A 17862-nucleotide genomic window follows, 5' to 3' on the forward strand; every position below is an offset into this window, starting at 1 on the left:
GCGATGGCCTATGACGAGACCACCCCGATGACCGGCCATGATCCGGGGGCCGGCCCGGCGACATATCGAAGTGCCGGTTCCCTGCTCGGCGCGCTCATGCGCGTCGAGCTGGTCCTGGCGCGGATGGAGAACGCGGTCGTGATCACGGCGATGGTGGTTGCCATCGCGGCGGTGGCGATGTCGGTCGCCATCCGGTTCTTCAACCTGCCGATCCCCGACACGGGCGAGTGGGCGATGGTCGCGATGTCGCCGCTCACCTTCATCGGGGGAGCTCTGTGCAGCCATCTGCACCGGCACCTGACGGCGGACATCGTCGAGATGCTTCCGCCCGGTCGGCTCCGCCGCACCCTCGACGCGGTGGCGGCGGTGCTTTGCCTCGTCTTCGGTCTGTTCCTCATCGCGCTCGCCTGGGATCTGTTCGACTATGCCCGCTCCTCGGGCGAGCGTCTGATCGACCTCGGCACCCCCGTCGCCATTCCCGCCGGCTTCGTGCTGGCCGGGGCGATGTTGATGACCTTCCACGCGACCCTCGACATCTGGCGCGCGTTGGAAGGCCGCGACCCGGGAGGGTACAATCCATGGCGCTGACCTTCGGCCTGATGGCCCTCCTCCTCGTCCTCGGCGCGCCGCTCGCCGTCACCTTCGGCCTCGTCATCTTCCTGCAGATGGGCGCCTATGGGCTCTCCATCGCCGGGCTGAGCAACATTCCCTACGAGGAAATCTCGAGCTACCCGCTCGTGGCCATCCCGCTGTTCATGCTGACCGGCGAATTGATGAACCGCAGCGGCATGGCCGCCGAGCTGATCGCGCTGGCCGAACTCATGCTGCGCCGCGTGCGGGCGGCGTTCGGCTACATCACCATCGCTGCCTCGGCGATGATGGGGGCGATCACCGGCTCGTCGGTCGCCACGGTGGCGGCGATCGGCGGCATCGTCAGCCCGGCCATGATCAAGCGTGGCTATCCGAAGGGCTACGTCGCCTCGCTCACCTCCTCCGCCGGCCTGCTCGGCGTGCTGGTGCCACCGTCGATCCCGCTCATCCTCTACGGCGCCACGGTCGGCGTCTCGATCTCGCAGCTCTTCATCGCCACGCTGGTTCCGGCGGCGCTGATGGCGGTGCTGTTCCTCGTCGTGCACAACGCGCTGTCGCGCCGGCTGCTGGAGAACGGGGCCGAGGCGCGGCCGGATGGCGGCGACGTGCTCGCCAAGGATAAGCCGAAGCGACTTGTCCTGCTGGACGCTTCATCGGCTCTGGCGCTTCCGGTCGTCATTCTCGGTGGCATCTACGGGGGCATCATGACCCCGACCGAGGCTGCGGCGATCGGCTGCCTCTACGCGGTCGGCGTCTCGCTGCTGCGAAGGTTGCTCACCGCGCAGGATTTCGCGCGGGCGTTCCGCTCGGCGGCGATCACCGGCTCGGGCATCCTCATCGTCATCGCTATGACCGGCGTCTTCAACCGCGCCATGGTGCTCAACCAGGTGCCGCAGGACATCGCGCTGTGGGTGGCGACCCATATCGAGAGCCCGTTCGCCTTCCTGCTGATGGTCAACATCGTCCTGCTGCTGGTCGGCACCTTCATGGAGACCAATGCCTCGATCCTTCTGATGGGGCCGCTGCTGGCGCCGGCGGCAGAGAAGTTCGGCATCGACCCGGTGCATTTCGGCATCGTCACCGCGACCAATCTGGAAATCGGCCTGCTGACCCCGCCCATGGCGGCCAATCTCTACGTCGCGGCGCGGGCAGCCAATGCCCGGCTCGCCGACATGCTCCCCTACCTCGGATGGTTCTTCGGCGCGGCGCTGCTTGGTCAGGCGATCATCACCTTCGTGCCGTTCGTGACCCTCTGGTTCCGTTACCTCTAAACGTGTGTGACCCAATGCTGATGAAGGGCGAAACCAAGCTTCCCGACTTCTCGCGCGCGGCGGTGGTCCGCCAGTTCGGCCAGCCGGTGAAGATTGAATGCGTGCCGGTTCCGTCAGGCCCCGAACCCGGCGCCCTGATCGTAAAGACCACCGCCTGCTCGATCTGCGGTACCGACGTGCATCTGTCGCGGGGCAACCTGTCCCTGGCCGTCGACCTGCCGGTGATCCTCGGCCATGAGATGGTGGGGCGTGTCGTCGCCATCGGCGAGGGCGCCGAGCGCGACAGCGTCGGGCAGAAACTCGCCATTGGCGACCGCATCCTGTGGACGCACACCGCCTGCGGCCACTGCTTCTACTGCACCATCGCCCGGCAGCCGACGCTGTGCGAGAACCGCCGCGCCTATATGTACGAGAACATCGAGAAGCCGCCTTATCTTCTCGGCGGCTTCTCGGAATACGGCTACGTGCTGCCGGAATCGGGCCGCGTGCGTGTGCCGGACAACCTCGACGACGGCGTCGCCAGCCTGTGCAGCTGCGCCTTCCGCTCGGTGATGAACGCCTTCGACAATCTCGGCGGTATCGAGCCCTCCGAGCATGTGGCGATCCAGGGTGCGGGGCCGCTCGGCGTGCTGGCGGCGGCTGTCGCCCGCGTCAACGGCGCGTGCACGGTCAGCGTCATCGGCGCGCCGGAGACCCGGCTTGCGCTCGCCCGTGACTTCGGGGCGACGCACACCTTCACGATCGAGGGCACGACCCATGACGAGCGCCTCGCGGCATTGCGCGAGGTCACGGACGGACGCGGCCCCGATATCGTGATGGAGTTCACCGGCCATCCGAATGCCTTCGGCGAGGGCCTCGACCTGGTGCGCAAGGGCGGACGCTACCTCACGGTCGGCCAACTCGGCAGCGGCACCACCACCTTCAGCCCTTCCACGATCGTGAAGAAGAACATCCGCGTCATCGGCTCGTTCTCCGGCGACGTGAAATCCTATTGGAAGGCGCTGCAGTTCGCCTCCGCGCATATCGATCGCATCCCCTTCGGCAAGATGATCACCGGCCGCTACAGCCTCGACGAGGTCAACACGGCACTCGAGCGCATGCACGCGTTGCAGGAGATCAAGCCGCTCATCGTGATGGATTGAGGAGGAGGTCGGTCATGCCCCGAACCATTCCTTTCGCGCCCGACGGGCGCGGCCCGCTCGACGGCGTGCGCGTGGTCGACCTGTCCCGCCTCGTCGCGGGCAACATGACGACGCATGTGCTGGCCGACTACGGCGCCGACGTCATCAAGATCGAGCGTCCCGGCAAGGGCGACGACCTCAGGAACTGGCGCGTCGAGGGCGTCGAGGTGTTCTGGAAGGTCTATGCCCGCAACAAGCGGAGCGTCGCGCTCGACATCCACGCCGCCGACGGGCGCGAGATGCTGCTGCGTCTCGTCGATACGGCGCAGGTGCTCGTCGAGAACTTCGTACCGGGCACGCTGGAGCGCTGGGGGCTCGGGCCGGACCAACTGCTCGCCCGCAACCCCAAGATTGTGATCCTGCGCGTCTCGGGCTGGGGGCAGACGGGCCCCTGGCGGCTGCGTCCGGGCTTCGGCACGCTGGTCGAGGCGATGTCGGGCTGGGCCTTCATGAACGGGCATGCCGACAAGCCGCCGACGCTGCCTCCGCTCGCCATGGCAGACATGGTGGCCGGCCTCTACGGCACGGCGGCGATCCTCGCAGCGCTGCGGGCGGTCGAATTGGGCGATGCGCCGGGGCAGGTGCTCGACCTGTCGCTGTTCGAGCCCATCCATTCGCTGATCGGCGCCGAAGCGGCGCAGATCCGCCTCACCGGGGAGCCGACGCCCCGCGCCGGCAACCAGTCGTCGCACACCGCGCCGCGCAATGTGTACGAATGCGCGGATGGCGCCTATGTGGCCTTGTCCGGCTCGATGCAGTCCATGGCCGAACGCATCTTCGACACGATCGGCCGACCTGAGCTCAAGACCGACCCGCGCTTCGTCGATAATGCGGCGCGTGTCGCCCATCGTGACGAGCTGGACGCGATCATCGCCGCTTTCATCGCTGGCCGCGACCAGGCCGAAAACCTTCTCCTGTTCGAAGCCGCCGGGGTGACCGTTGGGCCGGTCTGCTCGGTGGCCGACCTCATGGACCACCCCTTCGTGGAGGGTCGCGAGGCAATCGTCGAGATCCCGGACCGCGATCTCGGCTCCGTGCCGATGCACAACATCATTCCGCGCTTCTCCGCCACGCCCGCCCCGTTCCGCCGCGCCGCTCCCGAAATCGGCGAGCACACGGAGGAGCTCCGGCGGGAGCTCGGGATGGCGACAACCCCGCAGCCGGCAGAGGTTTCCTGATGACGAATTCTCCATCGGCATGGCGTTCCATGCTGTTTGTTCCCGTCCTCAATGAACGCTTCCTCGCCCGTGCGGCGGAACGCGATGCGGACTGCATCCAACTCGACTTGGAGGATGCCATTCCTCCGGGCCAAAAGGAGGAGGCCCGCCGCGCCGTGGCGTCGGCGGCCGCGCGTCTCGCCGGGCAGGGGGTGGATGTGGTGGTGCGCATCAACCGGCCATGGCGGCAGGCGACGGCCGACATCGAGGCCTCGATCTGCCCGCATGTCTGCTGTCTCACCCTGCCGAAAGTCCCCGATGCCTCCCATGTGCGCGCCATCGCCGAGATCATCGACGAACTGGAGCGCGAGCGTGGCATGGCGTCGGGCCACACGCGGCTCGTGGTGATGATCGAGACCGCGGAGGGCCTGCTCAACATGCCGGCGATCGCCGCCGCCCATCCGCGCGTCACCGGCATGATCGTCGGGGCCGAGGATCTCGCCGTCTCGCTCGGCGCCTCGCCCACCTACGACACGCTCTACATCCACAACGCGCAGGCGGTGGTCGCCGCGCGCAATGCCGGCATCCAGCCCATCGGCTTCGTCGGCACGGTCGCCGACTATGCCGACGAGGCGAAGTTCCGCCGCACCATCCAGCAGGCGCGGGAAATGGGCTTTACCGGCGGCTTCTGCATCCATCCCAGTCAGGTGCCCATCCTCAACGAGGTGTTCGCGCCTTCGCCGAGCGAGATCGACTGGGCGCGGGGGGCGCTCGATGTGTTCGAGCAGGCGCTCGCCGAAGGCCGGGGAGCGGTCACCTTCCGCGGCGCGATGGTCGATCTGCCCGTGGCAGATCGCGCCCGCGCCATTCTTGCCCGGGCGGCAAGTCTGGCTGATATGAGGGTGCAAAGAGCGCGAGTCGCATAGCGGGCCTGAAGCGATATGGACCTTCGTGATCTGCGTGCCTTCGTAGCGATCGCCGAAACCGGCTCGCTCGCAGCCGCCGCGAAGGTTCTGCATAGCAGCCCTCCCTCGCTGAGCGCCCGGCTGAGGGATCTCGAGGACGAACTGGGCGCGGCGCTGTTCGAGCGGTGGGCGCGCGGGCTCACGCTCACCGAGCAGGGGCGGGAGTTTCTCTCCCATGCCTATGCCATTCTCAAACAGGCGGAGGATGCCAAGGCGAGCATGCTCAGCCGCGAGAAGCCTCCGGTCGGCACCGTTCGTTTCGGCGTGCCCGGCTCGCTGGTCGGGCTGCTGACCACACAGCTTATCGAGACCTGTCTCGCGCGCTTTCCGCAGGTCCGCCTGCGGGTGGTCGAGAGCATGTCCGGCTATATTACGAGTTGGCTGCGCGAGGGCACGCTCGACGCTGCCGTGGTGTTCGGGGGTGGTGCCGCGAGCGATCGCAGTGCCTCGCTGCGCCCTATCGCCGAGGAGGAGCTCTATATCGCCACGTATGATCGGGCCGTGGTTGCTCCCTTCCTGAGCGACAGGGACGAGATCCGCATGCGCGACGTGCAGCATCTGAAACTGGTGATGCCGGGTCCTGAGCATGGTCTGCGGGTGCTCGTCGAGGCGACGGCACGGCGCCACGCCGTCCCCCTGAATATCGCCATCGAGATCGATGCCTCGCCGCAGATCTTCGAACTGGTGCGTCGCGGCCACGGCGCGACGATCTGTTCCCTGGCGGCCCGTCATCCCGGATCGATATCGAGCCTGGCGGGCAGGTTGCCGATCCATACGTTCCGCATTGTCGATCCGGGCTTCCGTCGTACCGTCTACCTGGCGACGCCGCTGAACCGGCCGTCTTCGCGGGCCACGATGGCGGTTGCCGAGGTGGCGGTGGAAACACTGCTGTCGCTGGCAGCCACCGACGAGTGGAAAGCCAGACGCCTGAGATAGCTAGGGCCTCGGCGCCTGCAAACGCATCAATCCCGTCCGCCCCCCACGGCATGGTTCCCTTCAAGCGAGAACCGGAGATCGACCGATGACGGCTGAGCCGCTACGTGTTGTTTCTCGACCGCTCGACCTTCCTGAACGACATGTCCTTGCCGTCCTTCGCCCTCCAGCGAGGTAGTTCTTCGCGTTCCAGCGAGGTAGTTCTCCATCAGGCGTCCGCGCCCGAGGAGGTCAGCGCGCACATCGAGCGGGCGGACGTCGTCATCACCAACAAGGTGCCCGTCATCGCCGCCGCGCTCGCGAAGGTGCGGCGGCTGCGGTTCATCGCCGTCGTCGCGACCGGCTACGACGTCATCGAGCGCGAGGAAGCGCAGGACGTTCTCCGCCAAAAGGAGAGAAAAGCCAGGAGGTGCTTTGCTAATTTTTGGGCTCTGGAGCCATCACCGCATCAGCGGAATGTAACAGTCAACGTCTCTAGAAAGATACGCGTGACATATGCGAATATGCGTTTATCTTTATCTAAATGGATCGAGAATATTGATATTATCTAAATATACTTCTGGATTATTTATGTTAGCATAGAATATAAGGCACGGAATTATGTGGTATAATGTCCTGGTTGGTAGGGAGGCGCAGATATTTAAACTATGAAATTCTATTTCATTTATCCAAGTATCATTATTTTGATCAATTTGCGAAAGAACAGTTTCCAAGCTTCGCGCCGCTAAGGTGCGGCGGTCATTTTTTCCGTCCAAGGTCGCAGCTGCGAGGGATGCCTTCGCCAATTCGACCGTGGGCCAGAATGGGCGGCGGGCCGACGTGAACGTACCCCAGGCGTCGATGGAATTCGGGATCGTTTGATCTGGTCCTGTGGCAGGAACTCCGGCGGCTTTGAGGCCGAAGTCGAACAGACGCCAAGCCAGGTGAGTTGCGCGTGTCGAGCCGGTTTTCGTGGCATAGACGAAGAGGAGCCAAGCCCATTCGAAATGATGGCCGATCTCCCTCTGCCGCCTTTTGGGCTCGACGGCATCCCATTGGGGGCCGAACCACTCATCGATCGCGCCGTGTTCGTCCACGAGGCGCGCCGCGAGGTCGACGATCCGTTCTGCACGTCCGAGCCATCCACCATTCGAATCGGCAGCGGCGAGCATTTGAAACGCCTCGAACAGGTGCATCTGGGGATATTGCAGACGGAGAAGCTCCGCCCCCGAAGGCTCACGATAGCCTCCCAGAGGGTCGAGCCATTCGCTGTCGAGACGAACGGCGATCTCTTCGGCGACCGTTAGCACTTCCGTCTTTCCGGTCGCCGCGCTGTAGCCGCCAAGCGCCAGAAGGACAAAGGCGAGATCGTACAGATCGCCGCGCGGATCGACGACCCGCCCGTCGCTGCCCACGCGATGCGCAAAATGCCCCGTTGTGAGACGGCAGCTATCGAGGAGAAAAGCGAGCCCATGCTCGGCGCCACGCAGCGTTCCCGGCGCCTTGTCGAACCGATATGCCATGCTGAAGGTGTAGACGAGCCGGCCGGTCACCATGGTGGTGTGTTCGCTCGGCAGGGGCTGCCATTGCTCGCTCGCGCGATACTCCTCCACATATCCGCGGAGGCCCGGTCGGCAGGTGCGCTCGACCCAGCGAGGGATGAATCGGCCTTTCAGCCATGCCGAAAGGTCGGTGGCCTGTGCAGGGGCGAAAATAGCGGTCATTGAGCGGGTTCTATCGTGACGCCGCTCACATCACCGCGCCGATCTGCCAGGGTACGAACTCGGCGTCTCCATAGCCGAGCCGCTCCGATTTGGTCCGCTCGCCGGATGCCACGCGCAGCAGGGCATCGAATATCTCGCGGCCCTTTGCCTCGAGCGAGACGCCCTCGAGTATCTCGCCGCAGTTGATGTCCATGTCATCTGTCATGCGGTGGTACATTTCGCTGTTGGTAGCAAGCTTCAGCGAAGGCACCGGCTTGCAGCCAAATACCGAACCCCGCCCGGTCGTGAAGCAGATGAGGTTGGCTCCTCCGGCGACCTGGCCGGTGGCCGAGACCGGATCAAAGCCGGGCGTGTCCATGAAGACGAGGCCGTGCGAGCGCACCGGCTCCGCATATTCATAGACCGCCTGCAGTACGGCTTGGCCACTCTTCGCGACGGCGCCGAGGGACTTCTCCAATATGGTGGTGAGCCCGCCGGCCTTGTTGCCGGGAGAGGGGTTGTTGTTCATCTCGGCACCGTTGCGCGCGGTGTAGCCCTCCCACCAGCGCAGCCGCTCCATCAGCCGGTCTCCGACGCGGGGAGATGCGCGGCGCACCAGCAGATGCTCGGCGCCGTAGATCTCCGGGGTCTCGGAGAGGATCGAGGTGCCACCGTCGCGCACCAGAAGGTCCGAGGCGAAGCCGAGCGCGGGATTGGCGGTGAGAGCGGAGTAACCGTCCGAGCCGCCGCATTGCAGGCCGAGCATGAGTTCGCTGGCGGGGCGCGTCTCGCGCCGTGCGGAGGCTGCGCGCGGCAGCATCTCGCGGATGGTGCCGGAGATCTGGTCCACGGTACGGCGCGTACCACCGGTCTCCTGGATCGTCAGCGTCCGAAAGCCGTCGCTTTCCTCGACCCCACATTCCTTCTTCATCCGGGCGATCTGCAGCACTTCGCAGCCGAGGCCGACCATCACCACGGCGGCGAAATTGGGATGACAGGCATAGCCCCACTGCGTCCGGCGCAGAACCTCGTAGCCCTCGCCCCGCTCGGCGAGGCCGCAGCCCGTGCCATGGACGATCGGCACGATGCCGTCGATGTTCCGATAAGAATCCAGAAGACCCGAGCGCTCTATCGCTTCGGCGGCAAAGCGCGCAACCGAGGCCGAGCAATTCACGGAGGTGAGGATGCCGATGTAGTTGCGCGTGCCGGTACGCCCGTCGCTGCGGCGGTACCCCTGAAAGGTCGAGGGAACGCCGAAGGCGGGCTGATCGACCGCGAGCGTGGCTGCGTCGAAGTCGCCATGGGGCAGGGTGGTCGCGCTCACATTGTGGACGTGCACCCATTCGCCGGGCGCGATGTCGGCGCTCGCCACGCCGATCGGCTGTCCGAATTTTATGAGCGGCTCGCCAGCGCTGATCCGGCGCAGGGCCATCTTGTGCCCGCGAGGAATCCTGTCGCAGGCAAGGACCCCGCTCGTGCGGTCGCCCGGCTGGATCGCGTCCACCGCGACGACGACATTGTCAGCCCCGTCGAGCCGAAGGATGCGCGGCTCTGCCCGAAATGAGGATAGGGATACGTCGCTCATCGCCCGCCGATCAGTTTGCCTTTTGTGATATGCTAATATATTAGTTTGGACATGCCAACCATGAAGAGTCCAGAGCCGCAGCTCTCCTCATCGCCGATCTCCGGAGTCTCGATGCGGGCTATCCCCGCCTCGGCGCGCATCTATGAGCTGCTGCGTGAGCGCATCGTCGGCGGCGAGATGCTGCCGGGTGCGCCTGTGTCGGAGAAAGAGCTGGCCGAGCGCTATGGCGTTAGCCGTACGCCGATCCGCGAGGCGCTGCTGCGTCTCGCGGATGAGCGGCTCATCGACATCTTCCCGCAGCGCGGCACCTTCGTGTCGCATATCAGCGTCGAGGCGCTGCGCGACGGTATGGTGATCCGCGAAGCGCTGGAACGCGTGGCGGTCCGCCACGCCGCCGCGAAGGTGACGGATGCTGACATCTCCGAACTGCGTCTCATCCTCGACCGGCAGCAGGCCAGCGAGCAGGCGAGCGACTGGGCCGGCTTCCACGCCGAGGATGAGGAATTCCATCGGCGCATCGCAATATTGTCGGGTCATCCGAACCTCTGGCGGGTGGCGCGGCAGGAGAAGGTGCAGGTCGATCGCTGCCGCGTGCTTCACCTGCCCATCTCCGGCCGCCGCGAAATGGTGATGGGCGAGCACCGCGCGATTCTCGCCGGCCTCGCTGCCCGCGACCCCAACGCCGCCGACCGGGCGATGGCGGAGCATCTCGGCAACGTGTTGCCTGGCCTCGACGAATTGCTACGCGCGCGCCCTGACTATTTCGACGCCGATGTGCGCACGACCTCGGAAGGCGAGCCGGCCGCGGTGCCGCTTCGCACCGTGCGGCATAAGGACAGGCCCACGCGATGAATTCGCTGCCAAGGCTCTCGGTGCCAAGGCTTTCGGCTGCGTCGCTGGGGCGACTCGCGCCAGGCATCGCGTCGCCGGCCTATGATCGCGCCGGCCAGAGTGTCGGCATCGTTCACCTGGGTATCGGGGCCTTTCACCGGGCGCATCAGGCCGTCTTCGTCGACGACCGCATGGCGGCCGGCGAGCGCGACTGGGCGATCCTTGGCGCGAGCCTGCGCTCGCCCGAGACGCGTGACGCGCTGGCGCCACAGGACGGCCTCTACACGCTGGTCGAGCGCGACGAGGAGGGCGAGCGCGCGCGGATCGTCGGCTCGGTGTCCCGCCTTCTGGTCGCACCGGAAGCGCCCGCGGCCCTGCTTGAGGCGATGAGCGCCCCGCAGGTGCGAATCGTGTCGCTGACGGTGACGGAGAAGGGCTATTGCCATGATCCTGCGACCGGCGAATTGCGCGAGGACCATCCCGACATCCTCCACGATCTCGCAACGCCCGACCAGCCACGCAGCGCGCCGGGTTTCCTGGTCGAGGCGCTGGCACGCCGCCGCGCGGCTGGCATCGCCCCCTTCACCGTGCTGTGCTGCGACAATCTCCCGGCCAATGGCAGGCTCGTCCGGCGCGTCGCCAGCCGTCTTGCCGATCTTCGCGACGCCGGTCTCGGCCACTTTGTGGAGAACGAGGTGGCGTTCCCCTGCACGATGGTCGACCGCATCGTCCCGGCGACGACGCAGGCCGACCGCGAAGCCGTGGATGCACGGCTTGGACTGACCGATACGTGGCCGGTGGTGACGGAGCCTTTCCGGCAGTGGGTCATAGAGGACGACTTCACTGGCGGCCGTCCGCGCTTCGAGGAGACAGGCGCCGAGCTCGTCGCCGATGCGGCGCCCTATGAGACGATGAAGCTGCGCCTGCTGAACGGCTCGCACTCTTCGCTGGCCTATCTCGGCTATCTCGCCGGTCACGATACGGTGGCGGAGGCGATCGCGGCACCGGGCTTCAAGACCTTCATCCGCGGCCTGATGGACCGCGAAGTGACCCCGACACTCCGTGTGCCGGTCCAGACCGATCTTGCCGCCTACAAGGCAGCGCTGCTCCGTCGCTTCGCCAATCCCGCGCTGCATCATCGGACATGGCAGATCGCGATGGACGGCTCGCAGAAGATACCCCAGCGGCTGCTGGCGACCATCCGCGCCCGCCTCGCCGACGGCGCGCCCATCGCGCGCCTCGCTCTGGCGCTCGCCGCCTGGATGCGCTTCGTGAGCGGGATCGACGAGCAGGGGCGGGCCATCGATGTGCGCGACCCACTCGCCGCGCGCCTGCGCGCCCTCGCCGATGCGGCGGGGCCGTCGCCGGATGCGCTGGTTCCCAGCCTGCTCGGCACGCGCGAGATCTTCGATACCGATCTCGCGGCTGATCCACGCCTTGTCGGCGCCGTCCGTGAGGCGCTGTCGACCCTCTACCGCGTCGGCGCCGGACGCGCCGTCGCGGAATTCGAATTCAAGCCGGAGGCAGGACGATGAGACAGGGCTGGCGCTGGTTTGGTCCGAGCGATCCCGTGACGCTCGACCATGCCCGGCAGGCGGGAGCGACCGACATCGTCTCCGCGCTCCATCACGTGCCGCCGGGAGTCGCCTGGACCCGCGGACAGGTCGAGGAGCGGCGCGCCATCATCGAGGACGCCCCCGGCGACCGCACGAAGCTGCGCTGGTCCGTCGTCGAGAGCATCCCCGTCGCGGACGAGATCAAGCGTGAGGGACGGGCCGCACGCGTCGCCATCGAGGCCTGGATCGCCAGCCTCGAGGCCGTGGCCGCGGTCGGGCCCCGGATCGTCTGTTACAATTTCATGCCTGTGCTCGACTGGACGCGCACCGACCTCGATTGGCCGCTGCCGACCGGCGCCACGGCGCTGCGCTTCGACCAGAAGCGCTTCGCGGCCTTCGATCTTCATGTCCTCAAGCGTCCCGGCGCCGAGGCCGACTACAGCGCGGAGCAGCGGGCCGAGGCGCGCAGAACCGCGGACGGGTTCGGCGAGGAGGACGTGGCGAGCCTTATCCGCACCGTGCTGGCGGGCCTTCCCGGCGGGACGACCAAGGGGCTCAGCATCGACGAGTTTCGCGACTATCTCGCCGCCTATGCCGGCACCGATGCCGCGCGCCTGCGCAACAACCTGATCGCCTTCCTCGACATCGTCGCGCCGATCGCGCAGTCGCTCGGGGTCCGCTTGACGATCCACCCGGACGATCCGCCGCGCCCGATCTTCGGCCTCCCGCGCGTCGCCTCGACGGCCGAGGATTTCGAAGCGCTGTTCACCGCTGTGCCGTCACCGGCAAACGGACTGTGCTTCTGTACAGGCAGCCTCGGCGTGCGCCCGGATAATGATCTGGCGGCCATCGCCGCCCGCTTCGCCGACCGGATCTATTTCACCCATCTGCGGGCGACGCGGCGCGACGACGATCAGCTCGGCTTCCAGGAAGCCGACCATCTCGACGGCGATGTGGACATGCCCGCCGTGCTCGCCATGCTGATGGCCGAGAACCGCAAGCGGCCGGAGGATCGGAAGATCGTGCTGCGGCCTGATCACGGCCATCGTATGCTGGTCGATCTCGAATCCGACAAGGTGGTCAACCCCGGCTACACCGCTGCCGGGCGCCTGAAGGGCCTCGGCGAGTTGCGCGGCATCATGCGCGTGCTCGACCGCCTGCCCGACGAGATGCTCGCCAGCTTCCGCTGAGCGTTTCCCGCTTCAAAGAAAAGGCCCCGCTCCAGTCCGGAACGGGGCCTTTTTCGTTGCCCGTGGAGCCGTCAGGCGGGTGCCTTCTTCACCCGGGCCACGATCTGCGTCGGGTTGACGAAGCGCAGAGCGACGATGAGCCAGATCAGCGTGCTCAGCATGTAGATCACCGCCATAGCGTCGATCGACTGGCCGGCACGCACGCCCGCCGCGAAGACGGAATAGTAGAGCGACACGACGAGGGTCTGGCTGGTCGGACCGGCGGTCAGGAAGGTCAGCTCGAACATCGACACCGTGCGCACCATGGCGAGCAGCGTCGCCGCCAGGATGCCGGGCACCAGCAGCGGCACCAGCACGTGGATGAACAGGCGCCTGGTGCCGGCGCCGAACACCCGCGCGGCCGCCTCCACCCGGGGATCGATCTGCTCGATGAACGGGATCATCAGGATCACCGTGAACGGCACCGTCGGTACGAGATTGGCGATGATGACGCCCCACATCGTGCCGGCGAGCCCGACCTTGTAGAGCACCGTCGCCAGCGGCACGCCGAAGGTGATCGGCGGCACGAGCAGCGGGAGCAGGAACAGCAGCATCACCAGCGGCTTGCCGGGAAAGTTGCGCCGGGCCAGCGCGTAAGCCGCCGGGACGCCAATCAGCGCCGAGATGAGCACCACAGCCCCAGCGATCTGGAAAGTGACGAGCAGCACGTCGCCGAGCTGGAACTCCTTCCACGCCGCGGCGTACCAGCGGAAGGTGAAGGCGGCCGGCAGCCACGAATTGAGCCATCGCGTGCCGAAGGAGTTGACGACGACCGTCGATATCATCGCGATCACATTGACCACGAAGAAGACGACGAAGGCCCAGATAAGGGTCCGCCAGAGGCGTTCCAGCGCGCTTTCCATGGCCGTGCTCAGCCCTTTCCGCCGCCCGCGGGGCCCTTGTAGAACAGGCCGCGCAGCGTCAGCACCAATCCGACGAAGCCGAACTGCACCACGGCCATTATCATCGCGATGGCCGAGGCGTAGGAGTAATCGTATTGCTCGAAGGCCGCTTGCGCCGCCGCGAAGGAGATGACGCGGGTCTCGCCGGCCGGCGCGCCCAGCATCACCGCCGAGGGAAACACCGAGAAGGCGTCGACGAAGGCGAGGCAGAACGTCACCGCCAGGCCGGGCACGATTAGCGGCAGTACGATGTGACGGAAGCGCTGTCGCGCGCGAGCCCCGAGGGTCGCGGCCGCCTGCTCCAGCGCCGGATCGATGCCCGAGATCATCGACAGGGTGAGCAGGAAGGTGAAGGGGAAGCCCGTGATCACCAGCGAGATGAACACGCCCCAGTAATTGTGTACGAGGCGAATCGGCCGCTCGATCAGGCCGAACAAGATCAGCGTGCGGTTCAGCCAGCCCTGTGGGCCGAGATAGTTCAGCAGCCCCTCGGCGACGAGCACCGTGCCGAGGGTGATCGGCAGCACTAGAATGGTCGTCAGCAGACGCTGATGCTTCATGTGCCGCACCTGCATCGCGATCGGCACCGACAGCGCGATGTTGAGCAGCGTCACCGGCAGGGCGAGGCGAAGCGTCAGCCAGATCGTCCCGTACATGTACGGGTCGGAGAAGAAGCGGGTGTAGTTGCCGAGAAGGCCGCCTTCCTTCGGCGCGAAGGACAGCAGCAGCCCGTAGAGGAACGGGTAGACGAACAGCAGCACCACGAAGAGCGCGGCGGGCAGGACGAGGAGCGTCACCCCGTCTATGCCGCGGTCTGCGAGCGTGGGCCGTCGTGCGGGAGGGGCCGTCATCCTTCGTTCCCCGCGGCATAGACCAGCGTCCGATCTGCGGGTGCGCCGAGCCGCACCGCCTCGCCGACCGCCAGCGGCTCGTCGGTGCGGAAGTAGAGTTCCTGGCCGGCCGGGCCGGTCGCCGTGCCGTAATAGGCCTCGCCGCGATATTCGAGACCGGTCACCTCGGCATTGATGGGACCATCAGGTATTGGGACGAGATCGGCGGGGCGGATGGAGACGATGATCCGGTCGCCGGCGACGTCGACCGCCTGGCCGCGAAGCGGTGCCGTGAAGCCGCAATCGACCTCGATCCCGCGGCCTTCGCGCCGCACCACGTTGCCGCGCAGGGCGTTGCGGAAGCCCATGAACTCCGCGACGTCCGCGTGCAGCGGCTGGCGATAGAGTTCCTGCGGCGTGCCGATCTGCCGGACCTCGCCGTCGCGCAGCACGACGATGCGGTCGGCCAGCGACAACGCCTCGTCCTGGTCATGGGTGACGTAGATGGTGGCCGAGCCCAGCAGGCGATGGATGCGGCGGATTTCCGCGCGCATCTCCAGCCTCAGCTTGGCGTCGAGATTGGACAAAGGCTCGTCCATCAGCACGAGCGGCGGCTCGATGGCGATGGCGCGGGCGATGGCGACGCGCTGCTGCTGGCCGCCGGAGAGCTGGCCGGGCAGTTTCGCCGCCTGCGAGCCCAGACGAACCACGCCGAGGGCCTCGTCGACCCGGCGCGCAATCTCGCTCTTGGAGACGCCGTGCATCTGCAGGCCGAAACCGACATTGCGGCGCACATCCATGTGCGGGAACAGGGCGTAGTTCTGGAACACCATGCCGAAGCCACGCTCTTCCGGCTTCAACGTGTCGATGCGCCTGTCGTCGAGCCAGATCGACCCGTCGCTGAGCGACAGCAGCCCGGCCAGGCAGTTGAGCGCGGTCGACTTGCCGCAACCGGAAGGACCAAGCAGGGCGATGAACTCGCCGCGCTGCACGGTCAAGCTGATTTCCTTCAGCGCGTTGTGCGCTCCGAAATTCCGGCTCATGCGGTCGAGCCGCAGCTCACGAAAGCCGGCGGAAGCTATCGCCATCGCGCGTAAATCCTGCTGGTGCAAAGGAACGGTCGAAAGAGTTCCGGCGGGCCGCCTCTCGACGGCCCGCCGGAAACGCCTCACTTCTTCATCTTGGCCGCGCCGATCTCGCGGTCCCACTTGTCGAACATCGCGACGAGGGGCTTGGCATCGAGCGGGGCTTCGGTCGGGTTGTCGGCGATCAGGCTCGCATATTCGGGACGGCCGAACTTGGCGATGGTCTCCTGGCTGTCCTTCGGCGCCATGTCGAGCGTCACGCCCTTGATGGCCGGGCCGGGATACATGTAGCCGTGGTCATACATGTAGGCCTGCTGGGCGGGCTTGAGCAGGTAGGCCATAAGCTCGAGCACGACCTTGAGCTTGGCTTCGGAAACACCCTTCGGCACCGCCATGTAGTTGGCGTCGCCCACCCAGGTGAAGTTCTTGAAGGCACCGATCTTGTACTCCTCCGGGACGATGCCAAGGTAGCGGGGATTGATGTCCCAGCCGGTGGTGGTGGCGATGATGTCGCGCGTGCCGTTAGCCAGCTCCTTCATGGAGGCCGTGGTGCCGGCCGTGTAGTACTCGATGCAGCTGTCGAGCTCCTTCAGATAGGCCCAGGTCTTGTCCCAACCGTTGATCGGATCTTTCGGATCCTTGTCGCCGAGCAGGTAAGGCAGGCCCATCACGAAGGTGCGGCCGGGGCCGGAGTTGGCGGGGCGGGCATACATGAACTTGCCCGGATTGGCCTTGCAGTAGGCCATAAGCGCCTCGGGGGTGTTCGGCACGTCCTTCACGCGATCGGGCGCGTATTCGAGCAGCGGGCCGGACGGATACCAGTCGATGACGAAGGCCTGGCCGCGCGCCATCTCCTGCATCAGATAGGCGCCGGGGATGTAGAGTTCCTTCAGGTTAGGGAACTTGTCGGCGTATTTCGGCAGGATCTCCATCCAGAGGCCCTGCTCCATGCCGGCGGCAAGCGCGTCATTGCCGGTCAGCACGAAGTCGATGTCGACCCGCCCGGCATCCTGCTGCGCCTTGAGCTTGCCGGCGAGCTCGGGAGCGGTCGCCTGGGTGAAGACGAACTTCGAGACGAGGTCGGGGTGCTCGGCCTGGAACTTCTCCAGCGCCGGCCCACTAACCTCAAGGTCGCCGGCGACGTCGATGACATTGATCACGACCGGTTCGGCCATGGCGCCGAAGGTCGTCGAGACGAGCACGGCGCCCGCCGCCAACAGGCTGGATTTCCAGCTCATGCAAGACATTCGTTCTCTCCACTCTGGCTGTTGTTGGTGATCGGCACTGAGGCAGGAAGGTTCACGCGTTCGCAGGCGCCGGCTTCTTGGCGAGCTGGCTTGCCGCGGCGCGGTCGAGGAAAAGGTGGCAAGAGGGGTGCTGCTGGAGGATCGAAGCCGGCCACATATTGGTGACGGGCCCCTCCAGCACGTGGCGGACGGCCTCGGCCTTGCGCTCGTCCGGCACGGTGAGCACGACAACGGCGCTCGACATGATCCGCCGGACGGTCATCGAGATGGCTTCGGTCGGCACATCGTCGAAGGTCGGGAACCAGCCTTCGCCGAACTGCTGGCGACGGCAGCGCTCTTCGAGCTCGACCACCTTGTAGGCGGCGGCGGTCTCGAAATCGGCCGGCGGATCGTTGAAGGCGAGATGGCCGTTCTCGCCGATCCCCGCGAACATCACGTCGATAGGATGCGCGTCGAGCAGCGCGTTCATGCGGGCCAGTTCGGCATCCAGATCCGGCGCATCGCCGACGACGAAGTGGAAGGCACCGAGCGTCGGCAGCTTACCGGTGAAGCGCTCCTTCAGGTATTTGCGGAAGCTCGCCGGATGCGTCTCGGGCATGCCGATATATTCGTCGAGGTGGAAGGCGGTGACCTTGGACCAGTCGATTCCCGGCGCAGCGACCAGCGCTTCCAGCATCTCGAACTGGCTGGCGCCCGTCGCGATAACGACATTGGCCTTGCCCTTTGCGGCGATGGCGCTGCGGATGGCGGTCGCGCCGAAATCGGCAGCCGCCTTGCCGTTCGCCGTTTTGGTCTCGTAGAGGTGGATGTCGATCAT

17 protein-coding genes are annotated in these 17862 nt (G+C 66.2%); 10 read left to right on the plus strand and 7 right to left on the minus strand.

All coding sequences use genetic code 11. The annotated features are described in order from the left end of the window. Nucleotides 1-3 precede the first annotated feature (3 nt). The 7 genes from SNOV_RS21310 (at nucleotide 4) to SNOV_RS21340 (ending at nucleotide 6649) form a co-directional block, all read left to right on the plus strand. On the plus strand, nucleotides 4-588 hold the full coding sequence (locus SNOV_RS21310) for a TRAP transporter small permease (protein WP_013169047.1): 585 nt from the start codon (nucleotides 4-6) through the stop codon (nucleotides 586-588). Beyond that, nucleotides 579-1862, plus strand: coding sequence for a TRAP transporter large permease (locus SNOV_RS21315; RefSeq protein WP_013169048.1), 1284 nt, complete (start codon nucleotides 579-581; stop codon nucleotides 1860-1862). Before SNOV_RS21310 ends, SNOV_RS21315 begins: the two co-directional genes overlap by 10 nt. A gap of 20 nt (nucleotides 1863-1882) precedes the next feature. Next, nucleotides 1883-3004, plus strand: coding sequence for a zinc-binding dehydrogenase (locus tag SNOV_RS21320; protein WP_041783745.1), 1122 nt, complete (start codon nucleotides 1883-1885; stop codon nucleotides 3002-3004). A gap of 14 nt (nucleotides 3005-3018) precedes the next feature. Then, the gene (locus SNOV_RS21325; protein WP_013169050.1) at nucleotides 3019-4221 is read left to right on the plus strand and encodes a CaiB/BaiF CoA transferase family protein; all 1203 of its coding nucleotides are present in this window, start codon (nucleotides 3019-3021) and stop codon (nucleotides 4219-4221) included. 29 nt (nucleotides 4222-4250) lie between these two features. Then, nucleotides 4251-5126 (plus strand): HpcH/HpaI aldolase/citrate lyase family protein, encoded by an 876-nt coding sequence (locus SNOV_RS21330; protein WP_244413031.1) that lies wholly within the window; start codon nucleotides 4251-4253, stop codon nucleotides 5124-5126. A gap of 15 nt (nucleotides 5127-5141) precedes the next feature. Beyond that, nucleotides 5142-6101, plus strand: coding sequence for a LysR family transcriptional regulator (locus SNOV_RS21335; RefSeq protein WP_013169052.1), 960 nt, complete (start codon nucleotides 5142-5144; stop codon nucleotides 6099-6101). Nucleotides 6102-6205: 104 nt separating this feature from the next. Continuing rightward, nucleotides 6206-6649, plus strand: coding sequence for a Rossmann-fold NAD(P)-binding domain-containing protein (locus SNOV_RS21340; RefSeq protein ID WP_013169053.1), 444 nt, complete (start codon nucleotides 6206-6208; stop codon nucleotides 6647-6649). On the opposite strand, the gene SNOV_RS23180 is transcribed toward SNOV_RS21340, so the two are convergent. Together SNOV_RS23180 and SNOV_RS21350 are read right to left on the minus strand one after the other, a co-directional pair. Next, on the minus strand, nucleotides 6614-7801 hold the full coding sequence (locus SNOV_RS23180; RefSeq protein ID WP_013169054.1) for an AGE family epimerase/isomerase: 1188 nt from the start codon (nucleotides 7799-7801) through the stop codon (nucleotides 6614-6616). The two genes, SNOV_RS21340 and SNOV_RS23180, sit on opposite strands and share 36 nt — an antisense overlap. A 25-nt stretch (nucleotides 7802-7826) precedes the next feature. Then, a complete protein-coding gene (locus SNOV_RS21350) occupies nucleotides 7827-9365 on the minus strand; it encodes a UxaA family hydrolase (protein ID WP_013169055.1) in 1539 nt (512 codons plus the stop codon). A gap of 111 nt (nucleotides 9366-9476) precedes the next feature. Here SNOV_RS21350 and SNOV_RS21355 point away from each other — a divergent pair, with 111 nt between their 5' ends. The 3 genes from SNOV_RS21355 to uxuA are packed head-to-tail and all read left to right on the plus strand — an operon-like array spanning nucleotide 9477 to nucleotide 12942. Next, nucleotides 9477-10217, plus strand: a complete 741-nt coding sequence (locus tag SNOV_RS21355; RefSeq protein WP_041782501.1) for a GntR family transcriptional regulator — start codon at nucleotides 9477-9479, stop codon at nucleotides 10215-10217. Next, nucleotides 10214-11731 (plus strand): mannitol dehydrogenase family protein, encoded by a 1518-nt coding sequence (locus SNOV_RS21360; protein WP_013169057.1) that lies wholly within the window; start codon nucleotides 10214-10216, stop codon nucleotides 11729-11731. Before SNOV_RS21355 ends, SNOV_RS21360 begins: the two co-directional genes overlap by 4 nt. After that, the gene (gene uxuA / locus SNOV_RS21365) at nucleotides 11728-12942 is read left to right on the plus strand and encodes a mannonate dehydratase (RefSeq protein ID WP_013169058.1); all 1215 of its coding nucleotides are present in this window, start codon (nucleotides 11728-11730) and stop codon (nucleotides 12940-12942) included. The genes SNOV_RS21360 and uxuA overlap by 4 nt, the downstream gene beginning before the upstream one ends. A 71-nt stretch (nucleotides 12943-13013) precedes the next feature. Here the strand turns inward: uxuA and SNOV_RS21370 are convergent, their stop codons facing one another. From SNOV_RS21370 to SNOV_RS21390, 5 genes are all read right to left on the minus strand, one after another. Beyond that, nucleotides 13014-13844 carry an ABC transporter permease gene (locus SNOV_RS21370; RefSeq protein ID WP_013169059.1) on the minus strand — a complete coding sequence of 277 codons (831 nt, stop codon included), beginning with the start codon at nucleotides 13842-13844 and terminating at the stop codon, nucleotides 13014-13016. An 8-nt stretch (nucleotides 13845-13852) separates the two neighbouring features. Next, nucleotides 13853-14734, minus strand: coding sequence for an ABC transporter permease (locus SNOV_RS21375; protein ID WP_013169060.1), 882 nt, complete (start codon nucleotides 14732-14734; stop codon nucleotides 13853-13855). Next, nucleotides 14731-15801, minus strand: coding sequence for an ABC transporter ATP-binding protein (locus SNOV_RS21380; protein WP_013169061.1), 1071 nt, complete (start codon nucleotides 15799-15801; stop codon nucleotides 14731-14733). Before SNOV_RS21380 ends, SNOV_RS21375 begins: the two co-directional genes overlap by 4 nt. A gap of 80 nt (nucleotides 15802-15881) precedes the next feature. Next, nucleotides 15882-17045, minus strand: a complete 1164-nt coding sequence (locus SNOV_RS21385; protein WP_013169062.1) for an extracellular solute-binding protein — start codon at nucleotides 17043-17045, stop codon at nucleotides 15882-15884. 52 nt (nucleotides 17046-17097) lie between these two features. After that, nucleotides 17098-17862, minus strand: coding sequence for a glucosamine-6-phosphate deaminase (locus SNOV_RS21390; RefSeq protein WP_013169063.1), 765 nt, complete (start codon nucleotides 17860-17862; stop codon nucleotides 17098-17100).

The organism is Ancylobacter novellus DSM 506 (genome assembly GCF_000092925.1).
GTDB classification, from domain to species: domain Bacteria; phylum Pseudomonadota; class Alphaproteobacteria; order Rhizobiales; family Xanthobacteraceae; genus Ancylobacter; species Ancylobacter novellus.